At 71.7% G+C, this 21568-nt stretch carries 20 protein-coding genes and 1 riboswitch; of the genes, 14 read left to right on the top strand and 6 right to left on the bottom strand.

Translation table 11 applies throughout. From position 1 onward, the window contains the following. Nucleotides 1-860: 860 nt before the first annotated feature. The 7 genes from E1264_RS11095 (at nucleotide 861) to E1264_RS11120 (ending at nucleotide 7144) form a co-directional block, all read left to right on the top strand. A complete protein-coding gene (locus tag E1264_RS11095) occupies nucleotides 861-1175 on the top strand; it encodes a hypothetical protein (protein ID WP_132172322.1) in 315 nt (104 codons plus the stop codon). 41 nt (nucleotides 1176-1216) lie between these two features. After that, nucleotides 1217-1864, top strand: coding sequence for a hypothetical protein (locus tag E1264_RS11100; protein WP_132172324.1), 648 nt, complete (start codon nucleotides 1217-1219; stop codon nucleotides 1862-1864). A 1031-nt stretch (nucleotides 1865-2895) separates the two neighbouring features. After that, the gene (locus E1264_RS43280) at nucleotides 2896-3066 is read left to right on the top strand and encodes a hypothetical protein (protein ID WP_165964123.1); all 171 of its coding nucleotides are present in this window, start codon (nucleotides 2896-2898) and stop codon (nucleotides 3064-3066) included. Nucleotides 3067-3331: 265 nt separating this feature from the next. Further along, a riboswitch (cobalamin riboswitch) is annotated at nucleotides 3332-3546 on the top strand. Beyond that, nucleotides 3529-4443 carry an ABC transporter substrate-binding protein gene (locus E1264_RS11105; protein WP_347813380.1) on the top strand — a complete coding sequence of 305 codons (915 nt, stop codon included), beginning with the start codon at nucleotides 3529-3531 and terminating at the stop codon, nucleotides 4441-4443. It overlaps the preceding riboswitch by 18 nt. Nucleotides 4444-4543: 100 nt before the next feature. Next, nucleotides 4544-5566, top strand: coding sequence for an iron ABC transporter permease (locus tag E1264_RS11110; protein WP_132172380.1), 1023 nt, complete (start codon nucleotides 4544-4546; stop codon nucleotides 5564-5566). Then, on the top strand, nucleotides 5563-6423 hold the full coding sequence (locus E1264_RS11115; protein ID WP_132172326.1) for an ABC transporter ATP-binding protein: 861 nt from the start codon (nucleotides 5563-5565) through the stop codon (nucleotides 6421-6423). The genes E1264_RS11110 and E1264_RS11115 overlap by 4 nt, the downstream gene beginning before the upstream one ends. Next, a complete protein-coding gene (locus tag E1264_RS11120; RefSeq protein WP_347813382.1) occupies nucleotides 6413-7144 on the top strand; it encodes an adenosylcobinamide amidohydrolase in 732 nt (243 codons plus the stop codon). Before E1264_RS11115 ends, E1264_RS11120 begins: the two co-directional genes overlap by 11 nt. A gap of 107 nt (nucleotides 7145-7251) precedes the next feature. On the opposite strand, the gene E1264_RS11125 is transcribed toward E1264_RS11120, so the two are convergent. From E1264_RS11125 to E1264_RS11135, 3 genes are all read right to left on the bottom strand, one after another. Beyond that, nucleotides 7252-8616 (bottom strand): chromosome segregation ATPase, encoded by a 1365-nt coding sequence (locus E1264_RS11125; RefSeq protein WP_132172334.1) that lies wholly within the window; start codon nucleotides 8614-8616, stop codon nucleotides 7252-7254. Between the two features lie 87 nt (nucleotides 8617-8703). Next, nucleotides 8704-10254 carry an AMP-binding protein gene (locus E1264_RS11130; protein WP_132172336.1) on the bottom strand — a complete coding sequence of 517 codons (1551 nt, stop codon included), beginning with the start codon at nucleotides 10252-10254 and terminating at the stop codon, nucleotides 8704-8706. A gap of 162 nt (nucleotides 10255-10416) precedes the next feature. Then, complete coding sequence (locus E1264_RS11135; RefSeq protein WP_132172338.1) at nucleotides 10417-11085, bottom strand: TetR/AcrR family transcriptional regulator; 669 nt, start codon at nucleotides 11083-11085, stop codon at nucleotides 10417-10419. 81 nt (nucleotides 11086-11166) lie between these two features. On the opposite strand from E1264_RS11135, the gene E1264_RS11140 reads away from it, so the two are divergent. From E1264_RS11140 to E1264_RS11160, 5 genes are all read left to right on the top strand, one after another. Next, entirely contained in the window at nucleotides 11167-12780 is a 1614-nt protein-coding gene (locus E1264_RS11140; RefSeq protein ID WP_132172340.1) for a carboxyl transferase domain-containing protein, read from the top strand. Between the two features lie 7 nt (nucleotides 12781-12787). Next, the gene (locus E1264_RS11145) at nucleotides 12788-14728 is read left to right on the top strand and encodes a biotin carboxylase N-terminal domain-containing protein (RefSeq protein WP_132172342.1); all 1941 of its coding nucleotides are present in this window, start codon (nucleotides 12788-12790) and stop codon (nucleotides 14726-14728) included. Continuing rightward, nucleotides 14725-15654: a hydroxymethylglutaryl-CoA lyase gene (locus E1264_RS11150; RefSeq protein WP_132172344.1), complete on the top strand. Its 930-nt coding sequence runs from the start codon at nucleotides 14725-14727 to the stop codon at nucleotides 15652-15654. The genes E1264_RS11145 and E1264_RS11150 overlap by 4 nt, the downstream gene beginning before the upstream one ends. Continuing rightward, nucleotides 15654-16802, top strand: a complete 1149-nt coding sequence (locus E1264_RS11155; RefSeq protein ID WP_132172384.1) for an acyl-CoA dehydrogenase family protein — start codon at nucleotides 15654-15656, stop codon at nucleotides 16800-16802. Before E1264_RS11150 ends, E1264_RS11155 begins: the two co-directional genes overlap by 1 nt. A 214-nt stretch (nucleotides 16803-17016) precedes the next feature. Next, nucleotides 17017-17835, top strand: a complete 819-nt coding sequence (locus tag E1264_RS11160) for an SAM-dependent methyltransferase (protein ID WP_132172346.1) — start codon at nucleotides 17017-17019, stop codon at nucleotides 17833-17835. Here E1264_RS11160 and E1264_RS11165 read toward each other — a convergent pair. Beyond that, nucleotides 17808-18464, bottom strand: a complete 657-nt coding sequence (locus E1264_RS11165; RefSeq protein WP_243710864.1) for a methyltransferase domain-containing protein — start codon at nucleotides 18462-18464, stop codon at nucleotides 17808-17810. The genes E1264_RS11160 and E1264_RS11165 overlap by 28 nt on opposite strands. A gap of 72 nt (nucleotides 18465-18536) precedes the next feature. Between E1264_RS11165 and E1264_RS11170 the strand changes: the two genes are divergently transcribed. Together E1264_RS11170 and E1264_RS11180 are read left to right on the top strand one after the other, a co-directional pair. Further along, complete coding sequence (locus tag E1264_RS11170) at nucleotides 18537-19292, top strand: FkbM family methyltransferase (protein ID WP_132172348.1); 756 nt, start codon at nucleotides 18537-18539, stop codon at nucleotides 19290-19292. 70 nt (nucleotides 19293-19362) lie between these two features. Beyond that, nucleotides 19363-19818, top strand: coding sequence for a DUF4260 family protein (locus tag E1264_RS11180; protein WP_207935851.1), 456 nt, complete (start codon nucleotides 19363-19365; stop codon nucleotides 19816-19818). A gap of 24 nt (nucleotides 19819-19842) precedes the next feature. Here the strand turns inward: E1264_RS11180 and E1264_RS11185 are convergent, their stop codons facing one another. Beyond that, a complete protein-coding gene (locus E1264_RS11185; RefSeq protein WP_132172350.1) occupies nucleotides 19843-20994 on the bottom strand; it encodes an FAD-dependent oxidoreductase in 1152 nt (383 codons plus the stop codon). Between the two features lie 89 nt (nucleotides 20995-21083). Beyond that, nucleotides 21084-21560, bottom strand: a complete 477-nt coding sequence (locus tag E1264_RS11190; protein WP_243710865.1) for a MarR family transcriptional regulator — start codon at nucleotides 21558-21560, stop codon at nucleotides 21084-21086. Nucleotides 21561-21568 lie beyond the last annotated feature (8 nt).

Raw genomic sequence — 21568 nt, forward strand, 5'->3', positions numbered from 1 at the left:
CCCCATCACAATCGCAACAACACCGAAACACCCCGCAAGCCGACCTCCCGCCAACCACTAGGCCGACACCCTGGTCACCCGGTTCACCGGCCACTGAAGCGATCCGCCACGGAGGTGCCAGCACTTACGCCGAAGGAGCCCTCAAACCGCCATGGCCGCATGACCAGCCAGACCGACACTCGGCCACTAGCCACCAGCCACCGAAGTAATCCGCGGCGACCGCGTCCGGCACCTACACCGAAGCGGCCGCAAATCGGCCCTGCTGTTAGATCATCAGGCCGACACCCTGGTTGTCTGGTTCACCGGCCATTGAAGCCATCCGCCACGGAAGCGTCGGCACTTACGCCGAAGGAGCTCGTGATGGCGTACCTGGACGATCGCGGTGCGCTGAGGTGGCACCTGTGGCGCGACCTGGTTGAAGCCATCGGACTATCCGGCTCCCGGTGCCGTTCGGTCTTCGTGGGCCGCGGCCCCGCCCAGCCTGGAGCGGAAGGGGCCGGCCAGGTCGGCATCGCAGCTGTGCTGAACACGACTGGGTCCACGAACTCGAGGACGGTGGACTCGGCATGGGCTCTGGCATCGGGATCCGGTATGTCCGCGCCGAGATCGCCGACGAACTTTTGGGAAACCTCGGGTTACAAAGACGATGACATTTCCCGCGATGAGGGCAACCATGGCTTCGTCCCAGCATCGATTGCATGGGCGGTGGGCGACGGGCGCGAGATGAGGTTTGTCCTGGATTGTGCGTAGCTGATAGTCGCGGGTGCCTTGGGTGGCTGAACGGATGGGTTACTGGGTAGATAGTCGAACGTGTCTGGAGGGCTGGTTGATCGACGGGCTCGGACGTCGGGTTGGCTGGTATGGGCAGCAGAGACCGCGCGCTGCCGCTGAAAGCGCGCGGGAGTCGGCGGACGGCCGGTGTCCGCGACGGTGAGCTGCCGGACGGTCCCGCGGAGCACAAGCGTGAGACCGAGGAGTACGCGCGTCAGGCGATGGTCTCCTCGGCGCGAGCGCACGACCGGGCGGCGATCCTGCTGGAGCGGATGGCCACGGCCGATCCGGAGGAGGCCGAGCTGCATCTGCAGTCGGCCGCCCGGCACCGCAGGTGGGCGGAGAACGACCGGAAACTAGCGGAACAGTACGCGACCCGAAGCGGAGATCCGGACGGTCTGTGATTGCCTGAGTGGCGCTGGAGCCCCTAGCAGGAGGACGGAGCATGGACGTCGATCGGCAAACATTGGACACGGCCCGTCGTTCGTTGCATGGAGTGGCTGAGCTGGTGCTCGCCGGGCCACAGTACCGGCAGAGCGGAACGATTCGGCTGAGGATCCTTCAGGGTGGGTTCGGCACCGTCCAAGACCCTCACCTGCGGGTGAACGGGACAGAGCTCGTGGCCGGTGAACGGGAGATCCCGTTGAACGGCACCACCTGCAGAGAACTCGCCGCGGCGGCGGGCATCGATGCCGGTGGCGTCGAGGACCTCTATGAGGGGGGCAGCGGTGTCGAACTGGACGACACCCTTGGTGTCGATGCGCAGGCGGCGCAGTACATCGAAGAATGTTTCCATCGAGGTCATGAGGCTCTTTCCAGATTTGCACCCAATTCCATGCCAGTGCTTTGGCCTGAACATTTCGACGTGGGAATAAGCCTCGACGAGGTCAACTACGGCATAAGCCTGGGTGATGACTACTTGGACGAGCCCTATGCGTATGCTGGGCCGTGGAAGCCGCGCCACGGGTCTTTCTGGAACGCCCCGTTCGGGGCTGCGCGACCGATGCGCCTGCTCCCCGAGCCCACTGCCCTGCATGACTTCTATGTGGAAGCCAAGGACCAGGCCGCAGCAGACAACCCGCACCACTCCTGAACGGTCACCTTCATCTGTTCGTGTCCGCAATGCACAGCAATCTGTCTGTCCTGGGCGGGCCAGAGCGGTTGAGCTCGGCGCGGGTGACGGTGCCCGTGACGGTGTGACGCCAGAGGTGGAGGCCCAAGGAAGGCGGGACTTTGCTGGGAGGCATAGGCCAAGCCGTAGCAGCTGACTCCGTCCCCTCCTGGGGCTCCACGGCGAGTGGGGCTTGCCGCGGGGCTGGGCATGGGTTCCTCCCCTGCCATGGGTGATCCAGGTGGTGTCACACGCTCGTAGCGACGACGTACAGCTGACAGGGATCGGGCCGCCCTCCCTGGACAGTCTCTTCGTAGCGTGGTTTGCCGGACGTCCCACGAAACCGCCTCCCTTCTTAACCCGTGCTCCACACGCCCCCAATGCGCAGCCAATTTGCGGTGGTGTTCAGACAAGGACACCCACCACGCCCGTACTTTCGACACTGGCGGCAGGCGGCTGCGCGCCTCAGCCGTCTGCCAACGACCACACCCGGCCACACGCCGCTGCAAGCCCTGTTCGGCACGCTCGCCGAGCACGGCCGTTCGCCTCTACAAGGGCGTCGCAAGCCGTCGCGATGGCGTTGGGGGCGATCGTGTCTGTGGCGGTAGCCCAGGCGGTGGTGCGCTTGGCAAGGCGACCGAGGCATCAGCGGAGGGACGGCGGGGTGCGGTGTGCGCAGGACCGGCGTTGGAGTCGGTGGGCGCGGCTGCAGATGTCGCGGCGGTCGAGGCAGTGCACCCCGGGGCGGATGGCCGAGGTATGGCGAACGAGCCGTGAAACGAGCTGTGGTGCGTACAGGACTGGCGCCGGAGCGGGCAGAACGGCTGCGGATTTGGCGCTCGCGTTCGGGGCGGTGCTCGCTGCGGCGTATGGCCGGTATCGGCGGTTGGCGTATTGGTGTGTGCGGCGGTGGTGTGCTCGTGGCCTTGGTCCTTCATTGTGACGTGAGTGGCCTGGGTCTCGGTGAGTGGTGAGGTGGGCGAAGCGGTCACGACCGGCAGGAAGACCGGTGGATGACGTCGCCGCCGATGGAGTGGATCAGCAGGCCGACCACCGTGAGCACGGCGCCCGAAGGGTTCGTCGGCTCGTGGCCCACTACGCAGCAGCCCCCAGCACCGCCGCGACCTCCGCCCGCGGCGCCCGCCACGCGGGGCAGCAGCGTCGCGGTCGGCGCGGTCGGCTGATCGCTGGGTTGGTTGTGGGCGTGGCTTGTGGGTGGCGTCCTTGGTCGTTGGCCTCGGGTCGTGGGTGTTCTGTCAGCTGTGGTGCGGGGTTGAGTTATTCATTTGTGGTGTTGGTCTTCGGGTGTGGCATCTCGGCTGGGGTGTGTCGGGCGGTTGTGAGGTAGCTCATGCTGTGGGAGGCGTGAGGGCTTACGGGACGTACGGAGTGAGAACTCACTCCGTATAGGCGGGAAGTGAACTATCCCGCTACGAGCAGGACGAATCCGGATTCAGCGGCTGATACCGTTGCGTTGCTGCGCGCGAAGGAGCGAAATCCGGTGTGAATCCGGTGCTGTCCCGCAACTGTGGTGCCCCGAAAAGGGCCGAGCCAGGTCGCCTCACCGCGCGCCGACGATTTTCGACCTCGTGGAAGGGCGATCCGTCATGAGCGGGCCGCGGCTTCCCTGCATCCAGGAGGCTTCAGTGAGACCCGTACGTTCCCTCGTCGTGGTGATGGCGGCCTGCGCCGTCATGCTCGCCGGTGCCTGTGGCGGCGACGACGGCGACAGCAAGACGTCAGGCGCGAAGACCGTCACCGTTCAGGCGGCCAACGGCGCGGTGAAGGTCCCGGCCGATCCGAAGCGGATCGTGTCGCTCTCCCCCACGCACACCGAGACGCTGTTCGCGATCGGCGCCGGGCCGCAGGTCGTGGCGGTGGACGACTACTCGAACTTCCCGGCGAACGCGCCCCGCACGAAGCTGTCCGGCTTCAAGCCGAACGCAGAGGCGATCATCGCGTACAAGCCCGACCTCGTCGTCCTGTCCGATGACCTGAACGGCATCGTGAAGGCGCTGGAGAAGGTCAAGGTCCCCGTCCTGCTGGAGCCCGCGGCGACCAAGCTGGACGAGGCGTACGACGAGATCAACGACCTCGGGCTGGCGACCGGGCATGCCGAGGAGGCGAAGAAGGTCGTCGACGGCATGCGGGCCGAGATAGCGAAGACCGTCGCGGCGTCGTCCAAGGCGAAGGGGCTCACGTACTACCACGAGCTCGACAACCAGTTTCACAGCGTGACGTCCAAGACCTTCGTCGGCCAGGTGTACGGGATGTTCGGCCTCCGCAACATCGCGGACGCGGCGGACAAGGCGTCCGGCGGGTACCCGCAGCTGTCCCGCGAGTACCTCCTCAAGCAGGACCCGGATCTGATCTTCCTGGCCGACACCAAGTGCTGCGGGCAGAACGCCGCCGCGGTCGCGAAGCGGCCCGGCTGGCCGGAACTGGACGCGGTCAAGAACAACGGCGTGGTCGAACTCGACGACGACGTCGCCTCCCGGTGGGGTCCGCGCCTGCCCGAGTTCGCGAAGGCGATCGGCGACGCGGTGCAGAAGGTCCAGTGATCACTGCCCTGATGGGCGTCCGCTCGTGAGCCGTCAGCGCGGGCGGGTGTCCTCGATCTTGCGGGGCTCGGTGCCGCGACAGGCGGCGGGGCAGGCGCGGTTGCGGGCGCTGCCGCTCGGGGTGGCGGTGGTGCTGCTGGCGGCGACCCTGCTGACCGGGGTGCTGGTCGGGTCGGCGGGGCTGCCCGTCGCCGGGGTGCTGAAGGCGCTGGCCGACAGGCTGCCGTTCGTGGACGTCGACTCCGGGCTCGCCGTGATCGACGAGAACGTGCTGTTCGAGCTGCGGGTGCCGAGGGCGCTGATGGCGGCGCTGGTTGGCGGGATGCTCGCGCTGGCGGGGGCCGGGTATCAGGGGGTGTTCCGCAATCCGCTCGCCGACCCGTATCTGCTGGGCGCGGCGGGCGGCGCCGGGGTCGGGGCGACGTTGGTGATCGCGCTGGTTCCGGGCGATCCGGGGTACGGGGTGCCGCTGGCGGCGTTCGTGGGCGCGATCTGCGGGGTGTTCATGGCGTACGCGCTCGGCAACACGGCGGGGCGCGGAAACGGGAACGGGATGGCGACGCTGGTGCTGGCGGGGGTCGCGGTGTCGACGTTCCTCTCGGCGGTGCAGACGTTCGTCCAGCAGTTGAAGGCGGAGGAGCTGCAGCGGATCTTCTCGTGGATCCTCGGCGGCGTCGGGTCGGCGGACTGGCATCAGCTCGCCCTGGTCGCGCCCTACGCGCTGGTGTCGACCGTGGTGCTGCTGGTGCACGGGCGGCTGCTGGACGTGCTGAGCGTCGGCGACGAGGAGGCGGCGGCGCTGGGCCTGTCGGCGGCGCGGGTGCGGCTGACGGTGCTGATGGCGGCGTCGCTGGCGACGGCGTGCGCGGTCGCGGTGAGCGGGCTGATCGGGTTCGTCGGGATCGTGGTGCCGCATATCGTGCGGCGGCTGGCGGGCGGGTCGTACCGGATCGTGCTGCCGCTGTCGCTGCTCGGCGGCGCGGCGTTCCTGGGGCTCGCGGACCTGGTGGCGCGGACGGCGATCAAGCCCGGCGAGATCCCGCTCGGCGTCGTGACGGCGTTCGTCGGCGGGCCGTTCTTCGTCGCCGTGCTCCGCGCCAGCCGCAGGCAGGTGGACACGTGACGATCGAGATCCGGGGGCTGGACGTCGCGCTCGGCGACCGCGCGGTGCTGAAGGACGTGTCGCTGGACGTCCCGGCGGGGTCGTGGACGGCCGTCATCGGGCCGAACGGGGCCGGGAAGTCGACGCTGCTGCGCGCCGTCCTGGGCCTGGTGCCGTCCAGGGGCGGCATCACGCTGGCCGGTTCGGACGTGGCGGCGCTGAAGCCGAGGCAGCGGGCGCGGCTGATCGCCTACGCGCCGCAGAGCCCGAGCATCCCGGCCGGGATGACCGTCTTCGACTACACGCTTCTCGGACGTTCCCCCTACATCCCGCATCTCGGACGGGAGAGCGCCCGCGACCGGGCCATCACGGCCGACGTCCTCGACCGGCTGGATCTCACCGGGTTCGCGTCCCGCCCGCTGGACAATCTCTCGGGCGGTGAGCGGCAGCGGGCGGTGCTGGCGCGGGCGCTGGCGCAGCAGACGTCGGTGCTGCTGCTGGACGAGCCGACCACCGCCCTCGACATCGGCCACCAGCAGCAGGTGATGGAGCTGGTCGACCAGCTGAGGCTCTCCGACGAGCTGACCGTGGTGACGACGATCCACGACCTGACGCTGGCGGGGCAGTACGCCGACGACCTCGTCCTCCTCTCGGGCGGGCGGGTCGCCGCGGCGGGTCCGCCCGCGCAGGTCCTCACCCGCGCCGCCGTCGAGGAGCATTTCGACGCGCGGGTGCACGTCGGTCCCGGCCCCGGCGGGCGGCCGATCCTGTCGCTGGAGCGGCCGACGGGACGGTCGGCGGAACGGTCGTCGGGATGGCCGGCGGACGGCGAGCGGGACGGTCGTCAGAAGGGGCAGGGGACCGTCCGTGAAGGTTGAGATGACGTGGCGGGTGGAGGGCGGGAAGCGGCTCGCGTCCACGGTGTGGCGGGCCGGCGACGGGCATCGGATGATCTCGTCGGCGATGCTCGGCGGCGGGATCGGCCCGGCCCGCTGGGTGCTGAACGCGCAGGTCCCGGGCGCCTACTCGCGGATGGACCCGGTCGTCCATCTGGAGGAGCTCGCCGGGTCGCACGGCCTGGACGGCCCGGGTGTCGGCATGCTCACGGCGGCGTCGGTGTCCCGTACGAAGCGGGCGGACGACGAGGGTGTGAGCGTGTCCGCGACGGTCGGGCTGCGCGTCCCGACGTGGGCCGCCGCGCCCGCCGGGACCGTCGACCCCGAGCTCGCGCCGATGCTCCTGGACGGGGCGACGCCTCCCCGGCCGCCGCTGCGGGCGAGCGGTGAGTCGCCGTCGCCGTGGACGCCCGGGACCGTCAACATCGTCGTCGCCGTTCCGGTGCCGTTGAACGACGGGGCGCTGGTGAACGCGGTCGTCACCGCCACCGAGGCCAAGACGCAGGCTCTTCTCGAAGCGGGATATCCGTGCACGGGCACCGCGTCCGACGTCATCTGCGTCGCCGCCACGACCGGCGGCGGGGCGGAAGAGCCGTTCGCGGGGCCGCGTTCCACGTGGGGCGCGAGGATCGCCCGCGCCGTGCACGCAGCCGTCCATGCCGGGGCGCTCGACTATGCCGCCTTCCTGGAGGCGCGCAGATAGGTACCGGCCGCCGTACCACCCCGGTGCGATACGGCGGCCGGTTCAGGGCCAGTGCAGTGTGGGGTAGGGCCTCACCTCCTAGCTGTTCAACGTCCTGCCAGCGAAGGTCAACCGGCGTGGGGCAGGTGATGTCCGTTGCCGGTCCTGGGGTGGGTCCTCGGGTCGGTGCGCAGGGGGCCGGTGCCCAGCGGGTCGGTGCGCAGGGGGCCGGTGAGCAGCGGGTCGGCGCCGTTCAGTGGTGGGAGCGGGTGCAGGCCGGTCGGCGGCTCCCGGTCGGCGAGGCGGTGCGGGCCGGCGTCGCGGGGGGCGAAGTCGGGGCGGCCGTCGGTGATGGCGGTCATGGCGTCGACCCGGCTCCGGGCGCGGTCGGCTTCGGCGCGGGCCGCGTCGCGTTCGGCGGTGAGGGCCCTGACCGCGGCGCGCAGCTCCTCGGCCGTGCGGGACAGCTGCCAGTTGTGCCGCTCGAACTCCCGTGCCCGCGCCTGGAACTGGTCGCGGTCGGCGACGGCCTGGCCGCGCTTGGCCTCGGCGTCGCGGACGGCGGAGCGCAGATCCTCGGCGGAGCGTTTCGCGGCGTCCGCCTCGACGCGCTGCCCCTCGGCGAGGGTCTCCGCGTCCGACAGCCGCCCGTGCAGGGCGACCAGCTCCGCGCGGGCGTTCTCCAGGGAGGCGAGCAGTTCGCCTTCGCGGGCGGCGACGCGGTCGCGGTCGCGTTCCGCGGCGAGGCGGGCGGCGCCGGCGGCTTCGGCGTCGTCCCGGGCGTCGCGGCATTCCCGCCGGGCGGTGTCGAGTTCGGCGGTGAGGCGTTCGGCCTCGGCGCGGGCGGACGCGGCGTCCCGCCCGGCGGCGTCCGCGCGCTCGCAGGCGGCGTCCGCGCGGTCGCGGGCGGAGGCCGCCTCCCGCCAGGCGGCCTCCGCCTGCTGCTGGGACGCGTCGCGTTCCCGCTGCGCGCTCGCGATGTGCCCGGCGGCGTCGGCGCGGGCGTCGGCGATCCGCCGCTCGACGCCGGCGACGCTCAGCTCGGACATCAGCGCGCCCGCGAGCCGGTCGGCGGCGCCTTCGAGCCGGTCGACCATCTCCCACGTCCAGGCGACCTGGCCGGTGAGGCCAGGGGACTCCAGGCCGCGTTCGCGGGCGTCGCGCGCGGACCGTTCGCACGCGCCGTCGCCGTCCTGGCAGTAGCGGACGGCGCGGACGCCGCGCACCGGCTGCGGCACGGGCCGTCCGCAGCCGGCACACGGCCAGACCGCGACCGGGTCACCGAGGCGTGTGATCCGGCCGCGGTCGCCGTCGGCGCCCGGTGTCCCGGCGCCGGACGCCTGGCCTGGCGCGGTGTTCGTGGAAGGAGCGGGAGCGGCGGCGACCGCTCCGGTGTGGACGGTGGGGTCGGGGAGGACGGGAAGGTCGGTCTTCGTCGGAGCGGCTGGGGTCGGGGCGACGTCGTCGAGTGGGGCGACCTTCAGGTCTTTCATGTGCCGTTGTACGCAGCGGCGCCCGGAGGCGTTCGACGTACGCCGCGAATTGTTCGGGACCGTTCCGCGCCGAATGGCGAAGGGCGGTCAGTCGGGGAATCCGTGCAGGTAGTCGTCCCGCACGCGGAGGCGGCTGAGCTTGCCGGACGGTGTGCGGGGCAGCGAGGCGCGGAACTCCACCCGGCGCGGATGCTTCGGTTTCGCAAGCCGCGGCTCGCAGTGCGCGAGGAGCGCGGCGGCGAGGCCGTCGCCGGGGTGGGCGCCCTCGGCGGGCTCGACGACCGCGACGGCGACCTGGCCCCGGTCGTCGTCGGGAACGCCGATGACGGCCGCGTCGGCGACCGCCGGATGCTGGAGCAGGACGCTCTCGATCTCGGCCGGGTAGATGTTCACGCCGCCGGAGATGATGAGGTCGGTGCGGCGGTCGCTCATGTAGAGCCAGCCGTCCTTGTCGAGGTGGCCGAGGTCGCCGGCGGTGTAGAAGCCGTCGTGCATGGTGGCGGCGGTCTTGGCGGGGTCGCCGTGGTACTCGAAGCCCAGATGGCCGTTCGCGTGGATCAGGCCGGTCTCCCCGGCCGGCAGCGCGCGGCCCTCCGCGTCGAGGATCTTGATCTGGACGCCGTCGACCGGGCGGCCGACCGTGCCGGGGCGCGCGAGCCACTCCTCCGGGCCGGCGAGGACGACGGGGCCGCTCTCCGTCGACCCGTAGTACTCGTAGAGGACGGGCCCCCACCAGTCCAGCATCCGGGTCTTGGTCTCCACGGGGACGGGCGCGGCGGTGTGGTACACCCGCCGCAGCGACGACACGTCGTAGCGGGCTCTGACCTCGTCCGGCAGGGCGAGCATGCGGTGGAACATCGTCGGCACCATGACCGTGTTGGTGACGCCGTGCCGCTGGATCAGTTCGAGGGTGTGCTCGGGACGGAACCGCGACGCGATCACGACGGCGTGCCCGAGGTGCAGCGACATCAGCGCGTGGACGCAGGGCGCCGCGTGGTAGAGCGGCCCGACGACGAGATGGACCTCGTCGTCGCCCGGTTCCAGGCCGAGGTGCCGCATCAGCGTCCGGCGCATGACACCGGCCACCGTCTCCGGCGCTATGTCGAGAAGCGGCCGCCGGACTCCCTTGGGGCGTCCCGTCGTCCCGGACGTGTACAGCATGATCGAACCGGTCCGGCGCTTGCCGGGCGGTTCGGCGCTGCCCGTCGCGCACAGCCCGGCCATCGAGCGGTAGCCGTCCGCGGGGCCCGCGCTCACGCGCCCTTCGGCGGGGATGCCCGCCTCGTCGGCCGCGCCCGACACGGCGTCGGCGAACGCGCTCTCCGTCACGACCGCCCTGGCGCCGCTGTCGGCGAGGATGTGAGCGATCTCGGGCGTGGTCAGGTGGCGGCTCACGGGCACGAAGTAGAGCCCCGACTGCAGCGCGGCGAGCATGACCGTCAGGAACTCGGGCCGGTTGCCGAGCACGGTCGCCAGCGCGTCTCCGGGACGCAGCCCGAGGCCCTCCAGCGAGTTTGAGAGGCGGTTCACTTCGGCGTGAAGCCCGCCGTACGACACCGGCACGCCGGGGGCCAGCACGGCGGGACGGTCCGGGTATTTCTGTGCGATCTCGTAGAAGCCGACGCCCTCGATGTCCATGGGGCACTCCTTAGTTCGGTCAGAGCGGGTGACCTTCACGTCCATCTGACCTATGCCGCGGTGACCAAGTCAAGATTGTGGACGGTCCACAAACGCGCATCCGGGAAAATCGGCCCGTCCAAGCGGGGATTTAATTGACCGTTCACATACTGGTGAATGGCGTCAGCGCGCGTTTTCGAGGGCGGCGCGGGCCATGGCGTGCAGAAGAGTGCACATCGCGGCCCGGTCGAGGCCGATGGCGCTGCGCGGGGTCGAGTTGAGGAGGCCGAAGGCGGCGTGGACGGCGGCGCGCGTCCGGTCGTCCGGCAGGGCCGGGTTCAGGCGGCGCAGGACGGTGACCCATTCCTCCACGTAGGCGCGCTGGAGCCGGCGGACGCGGTGCCGCTGCGGCTCGGGCACGTTGTCCAGTTCCCGCTCGTGCACGGTGATCAGCGCCGGGTTGTCCAGGGCGAACGCGATGTGCCAGCGGAGCAGCGCGTCCAGCGCCCGTCCGGGATCGGGGTCGGCGGCGCGGCGGACGCCCTCGGCGAGCAGCCGCTCGCTGATGTCGAGGAGCATCTCGGCGAGTACGGCCTCTTTCCCGCGGAAATGCCGGTAGAGGGCGGGGCCGGTGAGGCCGACGGCCCGGCCGAGGTCGCCGATGGACACCCCGTGGTAGCCGCGCCGCGCGAACAGCTCGGCCGCGGCGGCGAGGATCTCGGCCCGGCGCGGGTTCGGCGGCAGCGGCCCGCCCGGCGACGGCCCGGTCCGCGACGGCCCGGTCCGCGACGAACCGGCCGACGGTGCGCCGGCCGATTCCGCCGCCGGGTCCCCGGCCGGGTGGGATGTCATGGGCGCCAGTCTAGACTAGTGTTGTTAACACGCATTAACATCGGCATTGTTAACGATCGTTAACCGGAGGGACGGACGGTCATGAGCGGACCCGGGATCGGCTCCCGCGCGGACGTGACGGCCGAGGCGTTCAAGGCGAACGCCGCGCACAACGAGGCCCTCGCCGCGGAGCTGCGCGAGCACGTCGACCGGGCCGGGCGCGGCGGCCCCGAGCGGGCCCGCGAGCGGCACGTCGCGCGCGGGAAGCTACTCCCCCGCGACCGCGTCGACACGCTCCTCGACCCGGGGTCGGCGTTCCTGGAGCTGTCCCCGCTGGCCGCGAACGGCATGTACGACGACGAGGCGCCCGGCGCCGGGATCATCACCGGGGTCGGCCGCGTCTCCGGCCGCGAATGCGTGATCGTCGCCAACGACGCCACCGTCAAGGGCGGCACCTACTACCCGATCACGGTGAAGAAGCACCTGCGGGCGCAGGAGGTGGCGCTGCACAACCGCCTCCCCTGCGTCTACCTGGTCGACTCCGGCGGCGCGTTCCTCCCCCGGCAGGACGACGTGTTCCCCGACCGCGAGCACTTCGGCCGCATCTTCTACAACCAGGCCACCATGTCCGGCCTCGGGATCCCGCAGATCGCGGCGGTGATGGGGTCGTGCACGGCGGGCGGCGCCTACGTCCCGGCGATGAGCGACGAGGCCGTCATCGTCCGCGGCCAGGGCACGATCTTCCTCGGCGGCCCGCCGCTGGTGAAGGCCGCGACCGGCGAGGTCGTGACGGCGGAGGAGCTCGGCGGCGGCGAGCTGCACTCGCGCACGTCCGGCGTCACCGACCATCTCGCCGACGACGACGCGGACGCGCTGCGGATCGTCCGCGACATCGTCGCCACGCTCGGTCCGCGCGAGCCGCGCCCGTGGGACGTCGCGGCGCCGGAGGAGCCCGCCGCCGACCCGGCGGAGCTGTACGGGGTCGTCCCGCCCGACCCGCGCACCCCCTACGACGTGCGGGAGGTCATCGCCCGCATCGTGGACGGCAGCCGCTTCCAGGAGTTCAAGAAGGAGTACGGCGCGACGCTCGTCACCGGCTTCGCCCGCATCCACGGGCACCCGGTCGGGATCGTCGCCAACAACGGCATCCTGTTCAGCGAATCGGCGCAGAAGGGCGCGCATTTCATCGAACTGTGCGACCGGCGCAGCGTCCCGCTGGTGTTCCTGCAGAACATCACCGGGTTCATGGTCGGCCGCGAATACGAGGCGGGCGGCATCGCCAAGCACGGCGCGAAAATGGTCACGGCGGTCGCGTGCGCGCGCGTCCCGAAGTTCACCGTCGTCATCGGCGGGTCGTTCGGGGCCGGCAACTACGCGATGTGCGGCCGGGCGTACTCGCCGCGCTTCCTGTGGATGTGGCCGAACGCCCGGATCTCCGTGATGGGCGGCGAGCAGGCGGTGAGCGTCCTCGCGACCGTCCGCCGCGACCAGCTGGAGGCGCGCGGCGAGGAGTGGCCCGCCGAGGACGAGGAGGCGTTCAAGGCGCCGATCCGCGAGCAGTATGAGGCACAGGGCAATCCGTACTACTCGACGGCGCGGCTCTGGGACGACGGGGTGATCGACCCGGTCGACACCCGGCGCGTGCTGGGGCTCGGGCTGTCGGTCGCCGCGAACGCACCGCTGGAGCCGGTCGGCTACGGCGTCTTCCGGATGTGAGGGTGTGATGTTCGACAGCGTCCTGGTCGCCAACCGGGGGGAGATCGCCGTCCGCGTGTTCCGCACGCTGCGTCGGCTGGGCGTGCGTGCGGTGGCCGTCCACACCGACGCCGACGCGCGGGCCCGGCATGTGCGGGAGGCGGACGAGGCGCTCCGCGTCCCGTCGTACCTCGACATCGAGGCCGTGATCGCGGCGGCGAAGGCGTCCGGGGCCGCGGCCGTCCATCCGGGGTACGGGTTCCTCGCCGAGAACACCGCGTTCGCGCGGGCGTGCGGCGAGGCGGGGCTGGTGTTCATCGGCCCGCCCGCCGGGGCGATCGAGGCGATGGGCGACAAGATCCGCGCGAAGCGGACCGTCGCGGCGGCGGGCGTGCCCGTCGTGCCGGGACGGGACGAGCCCGGCCTCTCCGACGCCGAGCTGAAGGCCGCTGCCCTGGAGGTCGGGCTCCCGGTGCTGATCAAGCCGTCGGCCGGGGGCGGCGGCAAGGGCATGCGGCTCGTCCGGGACGCGGCCGACCTGCCCGACGCGATCGCGTCCGCCCGCCGCGAGGCGCGCGGCTCGTTCGGCGACGACACGCTGCTCGCCGAGCGGTTCGTCGAGAACCCGCGGCACATCGAGATCCAGGTCTTCGCCGACGCCCACGGCAACACCGTCCACCTGGGCGAGCGCGAATGCAGCCTGCAGCGCCGCCACCAGAAGATCGTCGAGGAGGCGCCCTCGCCCCTCCTGGACGGCGGGGCCCGCGCGCGGATGGGCGCCGCCGCCGTGGCCGCCGCGCAGGCCGTCGGCTACGTGGGCGCCGGGACGGTCGAGTACATCGTCTCCGCCGACCGCCCCGACGAGTTCTTCTTCATGGAGATGAACACCCGCCTGCAGGTCGAGCACCCCGTGACCGAGTTCGTCACCGGCCTCGACCTGGTCGAGCTCCAGCTCCGCGTGGCCGGGGGCGAGCCGCTGCCGTTCACGCAGGACGACGTGGCGCTCGACGGTCACGCGATCGAGGCCCGCGTCTACGCCGAAGACCCCTCGCGCGGCTTCCTCCCGACCGGCGGGCGCGTCCTCGCCCTGACCGAGCCCGAGCACGCGCGCGTCGACTCCGGGCTCGACGTCGGGACGGAGGTCGGCGGCGCGTACGACCCGATGCTCGCCAAGGTGATCGTCCACGGCTCCGACCGGGCCGAGGCGCTGCACCGCCTCGACCGGGCGCTGGCCGCGTACACGCTGCTGGGCGTCGCGACGAACGTCGCGTTCCTGCGGCGCCTGCTCGCGCATCCGGACGTCGTGTCGGGCGATCTCGACACGGGCCTGGTCGAGCGGTCCCTGGACGAGCTGACGGCGGACGCGTCCGTCCCGGCCGAGGTGCTGGCCGCCGCCGCGCTGGAGCGGATGCTGGCCCTCGAAGGCTCGGGCGGCGACCCGTGGGACATTCCGGACGGCTGGCGTCCTGGCGCGCACGCCTGGACACCGTGGATCATCACCCCGTCCGGCGGCGGGCCGGTGGAGGTCCGCGTGCAGGGGCGGGCCGCGGACGCCCGCGTCGCCATCGGCGGCGATCCACCGGTCGCGGCGTCGCTGACCAGCCCGTTCACCCTCACCTACGCTGGAAGGACGACCTCGTTCGAGGCCGCACGCGACGGCCACACGCTGTGGCTCGGTCGCGGCGGGCACGCCTGGGCGCTGAGCGAGCACGTCCGCGCCGAGGGCGGCCCGGACGCGTCGGCGGCGGGCGACGGGGTGCTGCGCAGCCCGATGCCGGGGACGGTCCTCGCCGTCAAGGCGGCCGAGGGCGACCGGGTCGCCGAGGGCCAGCCGCTCGTGGTCGTCGAGGCGATGAAGATGGAGCACACCGTCACCGCGCCGCTCGCCGGGGTCGTGGCGAAGCTGCCGGTCCGCGCGGGCGCGCAGGTCGCGCTCGACGCCGTGCTGGCCGTGATCGAGGAGGCATGATGCGGGTTCCTCTCTCCGGCCTCCCGGCCGAGGTCACGATCTACGAGGTCGGGCCGCGGGACGGGCTGCAGAACGAGAAGGCCGTCGTCCCCGTGGACGTCAAGTCCGAGTTCGTGACCCGGCTGGCGGACGCGGGCCTGCGCACGATCGAGACGACCAGCTTCGTCCACCCGAAATGGGTGCCGCAGCTCGCCGACGCCGAGGAACTGCTGGACGTCCTCCCCCGCTCCCCCGAGCTGCGCTATCCCGTCCTGGTCCCGAACGAGCGGGGCCTCGACCGGGCGCTCGCCAACGGCGTCACCGAGATCGCGATCTTCGGCAGCGCGACCGAGAGCTTCTCCCAGCGCAACCTGAACCGCACCGTGGACGAGTCCCTCGCCATGTTCGCCCCGGTCGTCGCGCGCGCCCGCGCCGAGGGGCTGTGGGTGCGGGCATACGTGTCGATGGTGTGCGGTGACCCGTGGGAGGGGGACGTGCCAATCGAGCAGGTCGTGTCCGTCGCGTCCCGGATGATGGACCTCGGCTGCTCCCAGCTCAGCCTCGGCGACACGATCGGCGTCGGGACGCCAGGCCAGGTCACCGCGCTGATCGAGGCGCTCGGCGCGGCGGGGATCGGCACCGACCGGCTCGCCGTCCACTTCCACGACACCTACGGGCAGGCGCTCGCCAACACGCTCGCCGCGCTCCAGGCCGGGGTCACGGTCGTGGACGCGTCCGCCGGAGGTCTCGGCGGCTGCCCGTTCGCGGGCAGCGCCACCGGCAACCTGCCCACCGAGGACCTCGTCTGGATGCTGCACGGGCTCGGCATCGGGACGGGCGTCGACCTCGACAAGCTCGTCGCGACGAGCCGCTGGCTGGCGAGCCGTCTCGGCCGTCCGAGCCCGTCGCGCGTCGTCCAGGCCCTCTCACCCGCAACGGAGACATGATGATCGACTTCACGCTCACCGAGGAGCAGGAAGAGCTGCGGAGCACGGTCGAGCGGTTCGCCCGCGAGACCGTCGCCCCGGTGATCGGGGACCTGTACGAGCGCGGCGAGTTCCCGTACGAGATCGTCGCCGCGATGGGGAAGATGGGCCTGTTCGGGCTGCCGTTCCCGGAGGAGCACGGCGGGATGGGCGGCGACTACTTCGCCCTGTGCCTGGCCCTGGAGGAGCTGGCGCGCGTCGACTCGTCGGTGGCGATCACGCTGGAGGCCGGGGTGTCGCTGGGCGCGATGCCGATCTACCGGTTCGGGTCGCCGGAGCAGAAGGAGCACTGGCTGCCGCAGCTGACCTCCGGCGAGCGGCTCGCCGGGTTCGGCCTGACCGAGCCGGGCGGCGGCTCCGACGTGCCCGGCGGGATGCGCACCACCGCCCGGCTGGACGGCGACTCGTGGGTGATCAACGGGTCGAAGGCGTTCATCACCAACTCCGGCACCGACATCACCGCGTTCGTGACCGTCACCGCGTTCACCGGCGACGGCGAGATCTCCACGATCATCGTCCCGAACGGGACGCCCGGCTTCACGGTCGGGCGCAAGTACTCGAAGGTCGGCTGGTCGGCGTCCGACACCCGCGAGCTGTCGTTCGACGACGTGCGCGTCCCGGCCGGGAACCTCGTCGGCGAGCGGGGCCGCGGCTACGCGCAGTTCCTCCGCATCCTGGACGAGGGCCGCATCGCGATCGCCGCGCTGTCGGTCGGCCTCGCTCAGGGCTGCGTGGACGAATGCCTCCGCTACGTGCGCGAACGCGAGGCGTTCGGCAAGGAGATCGGCCGCTACCAGGCGATCCAGTTCAAGATCGCCGACATGGAGCTGCGCGCCCACACCTCCCGGCTGGCCTACTACGCCGCCGCCGCGAAGCTGCTGGCGGGCGAGCCGTTCAAGAAGGAGGCGGCGATCGCCAAGCTGGTCGCGTCGAACGCCGCGATGGACAACGCGCGCGACGCCACGCAGATTTTCGGCGGCTACGGCTTCATGAACGAGTACGCTGTCGGCCGCTTCTACCGGGACGCCAAGATCCTGGAGGTGGGCGAGGGGACGTCGGAGGTGCAGCGCATGCTGATCGCCCGCGCGCTCGGCCTGCCGCCGTCCTGACCGGCCGATACCCTCCGGTCGTCCTGTCCGGCCCGCACCCGCGCGCCGCGCCGGAACGGCCCTCGGCCTTCGGGCGTCCTGAACGGAATTCGCCCTGCCAATGGGATTGCCTTTACCGCAACGTGCCTTCAACCCCCACAAAACGTGATCCAAAGGGTGAGCGGCCTCATTAGTATGTGGTGCGTGCCACCGCACCAACCGATGGGGGCTTCCCGTGCCGGACACAGCGGACAGTGAGCCGCGCTCGGCTGATCTGCGGACCGATGTGGCCCACTCGGCCCGGGTCTATGACTACCTGCTGGGAGGCAAGGACAACTACGCCGCCGACCGTGAAGCCGCGGAGGAGATCGTCAAGATCGCCCCGTACATGCGCACGTCCATGCGGGCCAGCCGCAACTTCATGGTCCGGGTGGCGCGCCACCTGGCCGTCGACCACGGCATCCGGCAGTACCTCGACATAGGGACCGGCCTGCCCACGTCGCCGAACCTGCACGAGGTCGTCCAGAGCGTCGATCCGACCGCCCGGATCGTGTACGTCGACAACGACCCGATCGTGCTCGTGCACGCCCGCGCCCTGCTCACCAGCACCCCTCAGGGCCGCTCCCGCTACATCCAGGCCGACCTGGCCGAGCCGGACGCGATACTGACCGCGCCGGAGCTCCACGAGACGCTCAACCTGGGCGAGCCCATCGCGCTGTGCCTCCTCACCGTCATCCATTTCATCCCCGACGACGGCGAGGCCCAGCGGATCGTCCGGCGGCTCATGGAGCCGCTCCCGTCCGGCAGCTTCCTCGCCCTCTCCACGATCAACATCGAGAGCGCCGCCAATCCGAGCCGGGCCCTGAAGAAGCACAACGAGCACGGGATCCGCGCCAAGGGCCGCACCAAGGCACAGATCACGAGCTTCTTCGACGGCCTTGAACTGCTCGAACCGGGCGTGACGGCCGTCCACCACTGGCGCCCCGACGAGGAGGCCAGGAAGATCGACGACTCGCAGGTCTCCGTCTACGGCGGCGTGGCCCGCAAGCCCTGACCTGCGCCGCGGCGCCCCTCCTCCTGCCCGGCCAGGCGGTCCCGCCTGGCCGTGAACGCCGTGAGATCGGACAGCTCGTGCCGGTGGACGTCCGCGAAGCGGTGGCGCAGCGCGTCCTCGATGCGGTCGAGCTGGTCGTCGGGCAGCCTGAACCGCCGCGTGAGCCGCGGCGGCCGCAGGCCCCCGTGCCAGGCGATCAGCACCCGGCCGCCGGGGCGCGTGACGCGGCGCAGCTCGTCGAGCCCGCGCTCCAGGGACGGCCAGAGCGCCACGCTGTTGACCGAGACGACGCAGTCGAACTCGGCGCCGCCGAACCCGGTGTGCTCGGCCGTCCCGACCCGGAGGTCCGCCCGGGCCGTGCGCCGTGCGGCCATGGCGCGCATCTCCGGGGACGGGTCGACGCCGCAGACGCGCGCGGCGGGCGTGCGGGCGAGGCGGCGGATCAGCCCGCCCGGCCCGTACCCGACCTCCAGGACCCGCTCCCCCGGCTGGACGGCGAGCAGGCGGGCGACCTCGTCCTGCCGGTTCATCCGCAGCATGAGGCGTCCGGCGAGCCGTCCCCGCAGCCCGCGCGGCAGCACGAACGGCGAGCGGCTGGGCCGGTCAGAGGTCCACGGCCTGGTCTCCACCTCGCAGGACGTTCCCTGACACGGCGCCGGGAATCCGGCCGGGCCGGTGGACCCGCGCGGTAATGTCGGCGGATGCTGCTGCGCGCCTACGGGATCGCTCGTTCCCTGGTCATGTACTACGGCGTCCCGGGCAAGCACCGCCGTGCGACGCGCCTCTACAGCGAGTTCATCAAGCCGGGCAACGTGGCGTTCGACATCGGCGCGCACGTGGGCGGGCGGGTGCGCGTCTGGCGGGGGCTCGGCGCGCGGGTCGTGGCGGCCGAGCCGCAACCCGACTGCCTGCGCGTCCTGCGCCTCCTCTACGGCCGCGACGGCGCCGTCACGATCGTCCCGGACGCGGTCGGCGCGCGGCGCGGCCGGGCCGAGCTGGCCCTCTCGACGGCGACGCCGACGGTGTCGTCGATGTCGCGCGGCTGGATCGAGTCGGTCACGACGGACCGCAGCTTCGCCCGCGTCCGCTGGGACCGCTCCGTCGAGGTGGCCGTGACGACGCTGGACGACCTCATCGCGGCGCACGGCGTCCCGGCCTTCTGCAAGATCGACGTGGAGGGCTTCGAGGCGGACGTCCTCGCGGGCCTCAGCCGCGCCGTGCCCGCGCTGTCGTTCGAGTACATCCCGTCCGCGCACGAGGCGGGGCTGGAGGCGCTGCGCCTGGTGGAGCGGCTCGGCGCGACGGCCGGCGGCTACGAGTACAACTACTCCCCCATCGAGACGATGCGGTTCGGCGCCCCGCGCTGGCTGGACGCGCCCACCCTCGAACGGCAACTGGAGCGCATCCGCCCGCGCGGCCGATCCGGCGACGTCTACGCCCGGCTCCGCCGAGCTTGACGGCTAATGCTCTTAGCTTTATGGTTATGGCTAAGAGCATTAGCCGCCGCTGCACGAGGGAGTCCGGGCCATGACCACCATCACCACCCCGACCACCATCACCACCCCGACCGCCGTCACCGCCACGACCGCCGTCAAGCCGAGCCCCGCCCGCACCGTGCGCCGAGTCGCGTGGCTGGCGAACGCCCTCTTCTGGACGGCCTTCGCCGTCCTCGAAGGCGTCAACCACGGCTGGCTCGCGGTCGTCCTCGCCGTCGTCTTCTTCATCGCCCCCGACCTGACCTTCCTGGCCGGCGCGAAGGACGCCCACAAGGTCGAGAAGGGCCGGCTCCCGCCGCGCGCGGTCCCGTACTACAACGCCGCGCACCGGGCGCTGGTCCCGGTCGCGCTGATCGCGGCCTACACCTTCGGGCCGCTCACCTGGGCGCCGATCTTCGCCGGGCTGTGCGGCTGGCTGGCCCACATCTCCTTCGACCGCGCGTTCGGCTACGGCCTGCGCACCAAGGACGGCTTCCAGCGCCGCTGACCGCTCACCCCGCCCCCTTCATGCTCAGGCAGTGGTTCCGAACAGCTCGGCGAAGCGTGCGGTGAACAGGTCGGCGCCCTTGTACTCGGCGACCGCCGGGGCCGGGAGGACGACGGGGCCGTCGAGCGGAGCTCGTCCGTTGGATGGTGGTGGGTGGGGACTGGAGGACGGCCCGTCCTCCATGGGCATCTGGCCGACGCCGCCGCGCGGCCCGAGCGGGAGCAGGATCATGGGCTCGGGCGAGGGCCGGTAGACCGCCGGCGCCCGCTCCCCGCGCAGCTGGGCGAGGATGTTCTCCGCCACGACCTCGGCGTGCTTCATGGCGTGCCCGGCCCGCTTCGCCTCCGGCACGTCGGTGAGGTCGCCGATCGCGTAGACGTGGTCGTGCCCGCGGACGTTGAGGGTCTTCGAGACCGGCACCTCGCCCTGCGATGTCCGGGCCGTGAGCCGCCCGTCGGCGAGGTACTCGCTGTTGACGCGCACCCCGTGGGCGCGGAACCAGATGTCGGCCGTGATCTCCTCACCGCCGGTGGTCGTCACGGTGAACGTCCCGGCCCGTCCGGACGGCGGCATCGCGGCAGGGGCGGCCACGCGAGTGCCCAGCAGGAGCCGGACGTCCAACTCGTCAAGCTGGCGGCGCAGGTCGCGGCGCAGCTCGGGATGGAAACCGGGAAGGAGCCGCTCGACCGGATCGACGACGGTCACCCGCTTGCCCGGCCAGACCTCCTTGATCTCACCGGCCAGCTCCAGCCCGACCGGTCCCGCCCCGGCGATCAGCACCCGCTCCGCGCCCGCCAGCTCCTTGTGGGTGCGGCGCAGGTCGTCCAGCGCCGTCGCGGTCGAGTCGGCCTCCGGCTTGGCCGGGTAGACATAGCTGGAGCCGGACGCCAGGACCAGGTAGTCGGCCTCGACGCGCCGTCCCGAGGCGAGCGTGACGCCGTCCGGGTCGGCGGAGGCGGCGCGGTCGCGGACCACCGTGCCCCTGGCCATCAGCCTGTCGTAGGGGAAGAACATGTTGCCCGCCCAGTCGGGCCGGGTCAGCGCCCGCAGGGATCCCGCCGCGTTGACGAACGCGTCCCTGGGCTCGATGAGGACGACGTCGGCCTCGGCGTCCAGCGCCTTGGCGACGGCCGATCCCCCGTAACCTCCGCCGATGACGGCGACCGTTCGACTCATGATCACACACTCCGCACGCACCTAGAGGAAGAGTTCGCACTACGAACCATATTAGTTCGTACTCCGAACTTCAACCTCTATTCGCGGAGTCAGTGCTTGGAGAACGGCCCCTCGCCCGGTTCCATGAACACCACCGGGACCTCGTTGTCGCGGACGACGCGGCCCAGCACCTCGGCGAGCGCGTCCCGTTCGGCGTCGCCGAGACCCTCGGCGAGCCGCTCGACCCGCCGGCACGTCTCGGGATAGAACTCATCGATGAGCTTGCGACCACGCGGAGTCAGCGCGACCCGCACCGCGCGCGCGTCGTCCGGGTCGGATTCGCGCTGGACCAGGCCGTTCCGCTCCGTCCGGTCGACCAGGCCGGTCAGGCTCGACTTGGCCAGCCCGAGCATCGCGCCGAGCTCGCCCATCCCGCGCGGCCGCATCATCAGCACGCAGAGCAGCACGCCCTGCTGCGACGTGATGCCGTGCTCCCGAGCCGACTCCGCATACACCGCATTGACCAGGAACGCGCTCTGCACCAGCGCGCTCACGACCCCGATCCGCTCACCATCCTCGTTGCCCACGCGACCAG

It is taken from the genome of Actinomadura sp. KC216, assembly GCF_004348535.1.
GTDB lineage: Bacteria > Actinomycetota > Actinomycetes > Streptosporangiales > Streptosporangiaceae > Spirillospora.

Coding starts and splice junctions, on each gene's coding strand:
- E1264_RS11095 (WP_132172322.1), top strand. CDS start 861: ATGGGCAGCAGAGACCGCGCGCTGCCGCTGAAAGCGCGCGGGAGTCGG.
- E1264_RS11100 (WP_132172324.1), top strand. CDS start 1,217: ATGGACGTCGATCGGCAAACATTGGACACGGCCCGTCGTTCGTTGCAT.
- E1264_RS43280 (WP_165964123.1), top strand. CDS start 2,896: ATGACGTCGCCGCCGATGGAGTGGATCAGCAGGCCGACCACCGTGAGC.
- E1264_RS11125 (WP_132172334.1), bottom strand. CDS start 8,616: ATGAAAGACCTGAAGGTCGCCCCACTCGACGACGTCGCCCCGACCCCA.
- E1264_RS11130 (WP_132172336.1), bottom strand. CDS start 10,254: ATGGACATCGAGGGCGTCGGCTTCTACGAGATCGCACAGAAATACCCG.
- E1264_RS11135 (WP_132172338.1), bottom strand. CDS start 11,085: ATGACATCCCACCCGGCCGGGGACCCGGCGGCGGAATCGGCCGGCGCA.
- E1264_RS11140 (WP_132172340.1), top strand. CDS start 11,167: ATGAGCGGACCCGGGATCGGCTCCCGCGCGGACGTGACGGCCGAGGCG.
- E1264_RS11145 (WP_132172342.1), top strand. CDS start 12,788: ATGTTCGACAGCGTCCTGGTCGCCAACCGGGGGGAGATCGCCGTCCGC.
- E1264_RS11150 (WP_132172344.1), top strand. CDS start 14,725: ATGATGCGGGTTCCTCTCTCCGGCCTCCCGGCCGAGGTCACGATCTAC.
- E1264_RS11155 (WP_132172384.1), top strand. CDS start 15,654: ATGATCGACTTCACGCTCACCGAGGAGCAGGAAGAGCTGCGGAGCACG.
- E1264_RS11170 (WP_132172348.1), top strand. CDS start 18,537: ATGCTGCTGCGCGCCTACGGGATCGCTCGTTCCCTGGTCATGTACTAC.
- E1264_RS11180 (WP_207935851.1), top strand. CDS start 19,363: ATGACCACCATCACCACCCCGACCACCATCACCACCCCGACCGCCGTC.
- E1264_RS11185 (WP_132172350.1), bottom strand. CDS start 20,994: ATGAGTCGAACGGTCGCCGTCATCGGCGGAGGTTACGGGGGATCGGCC.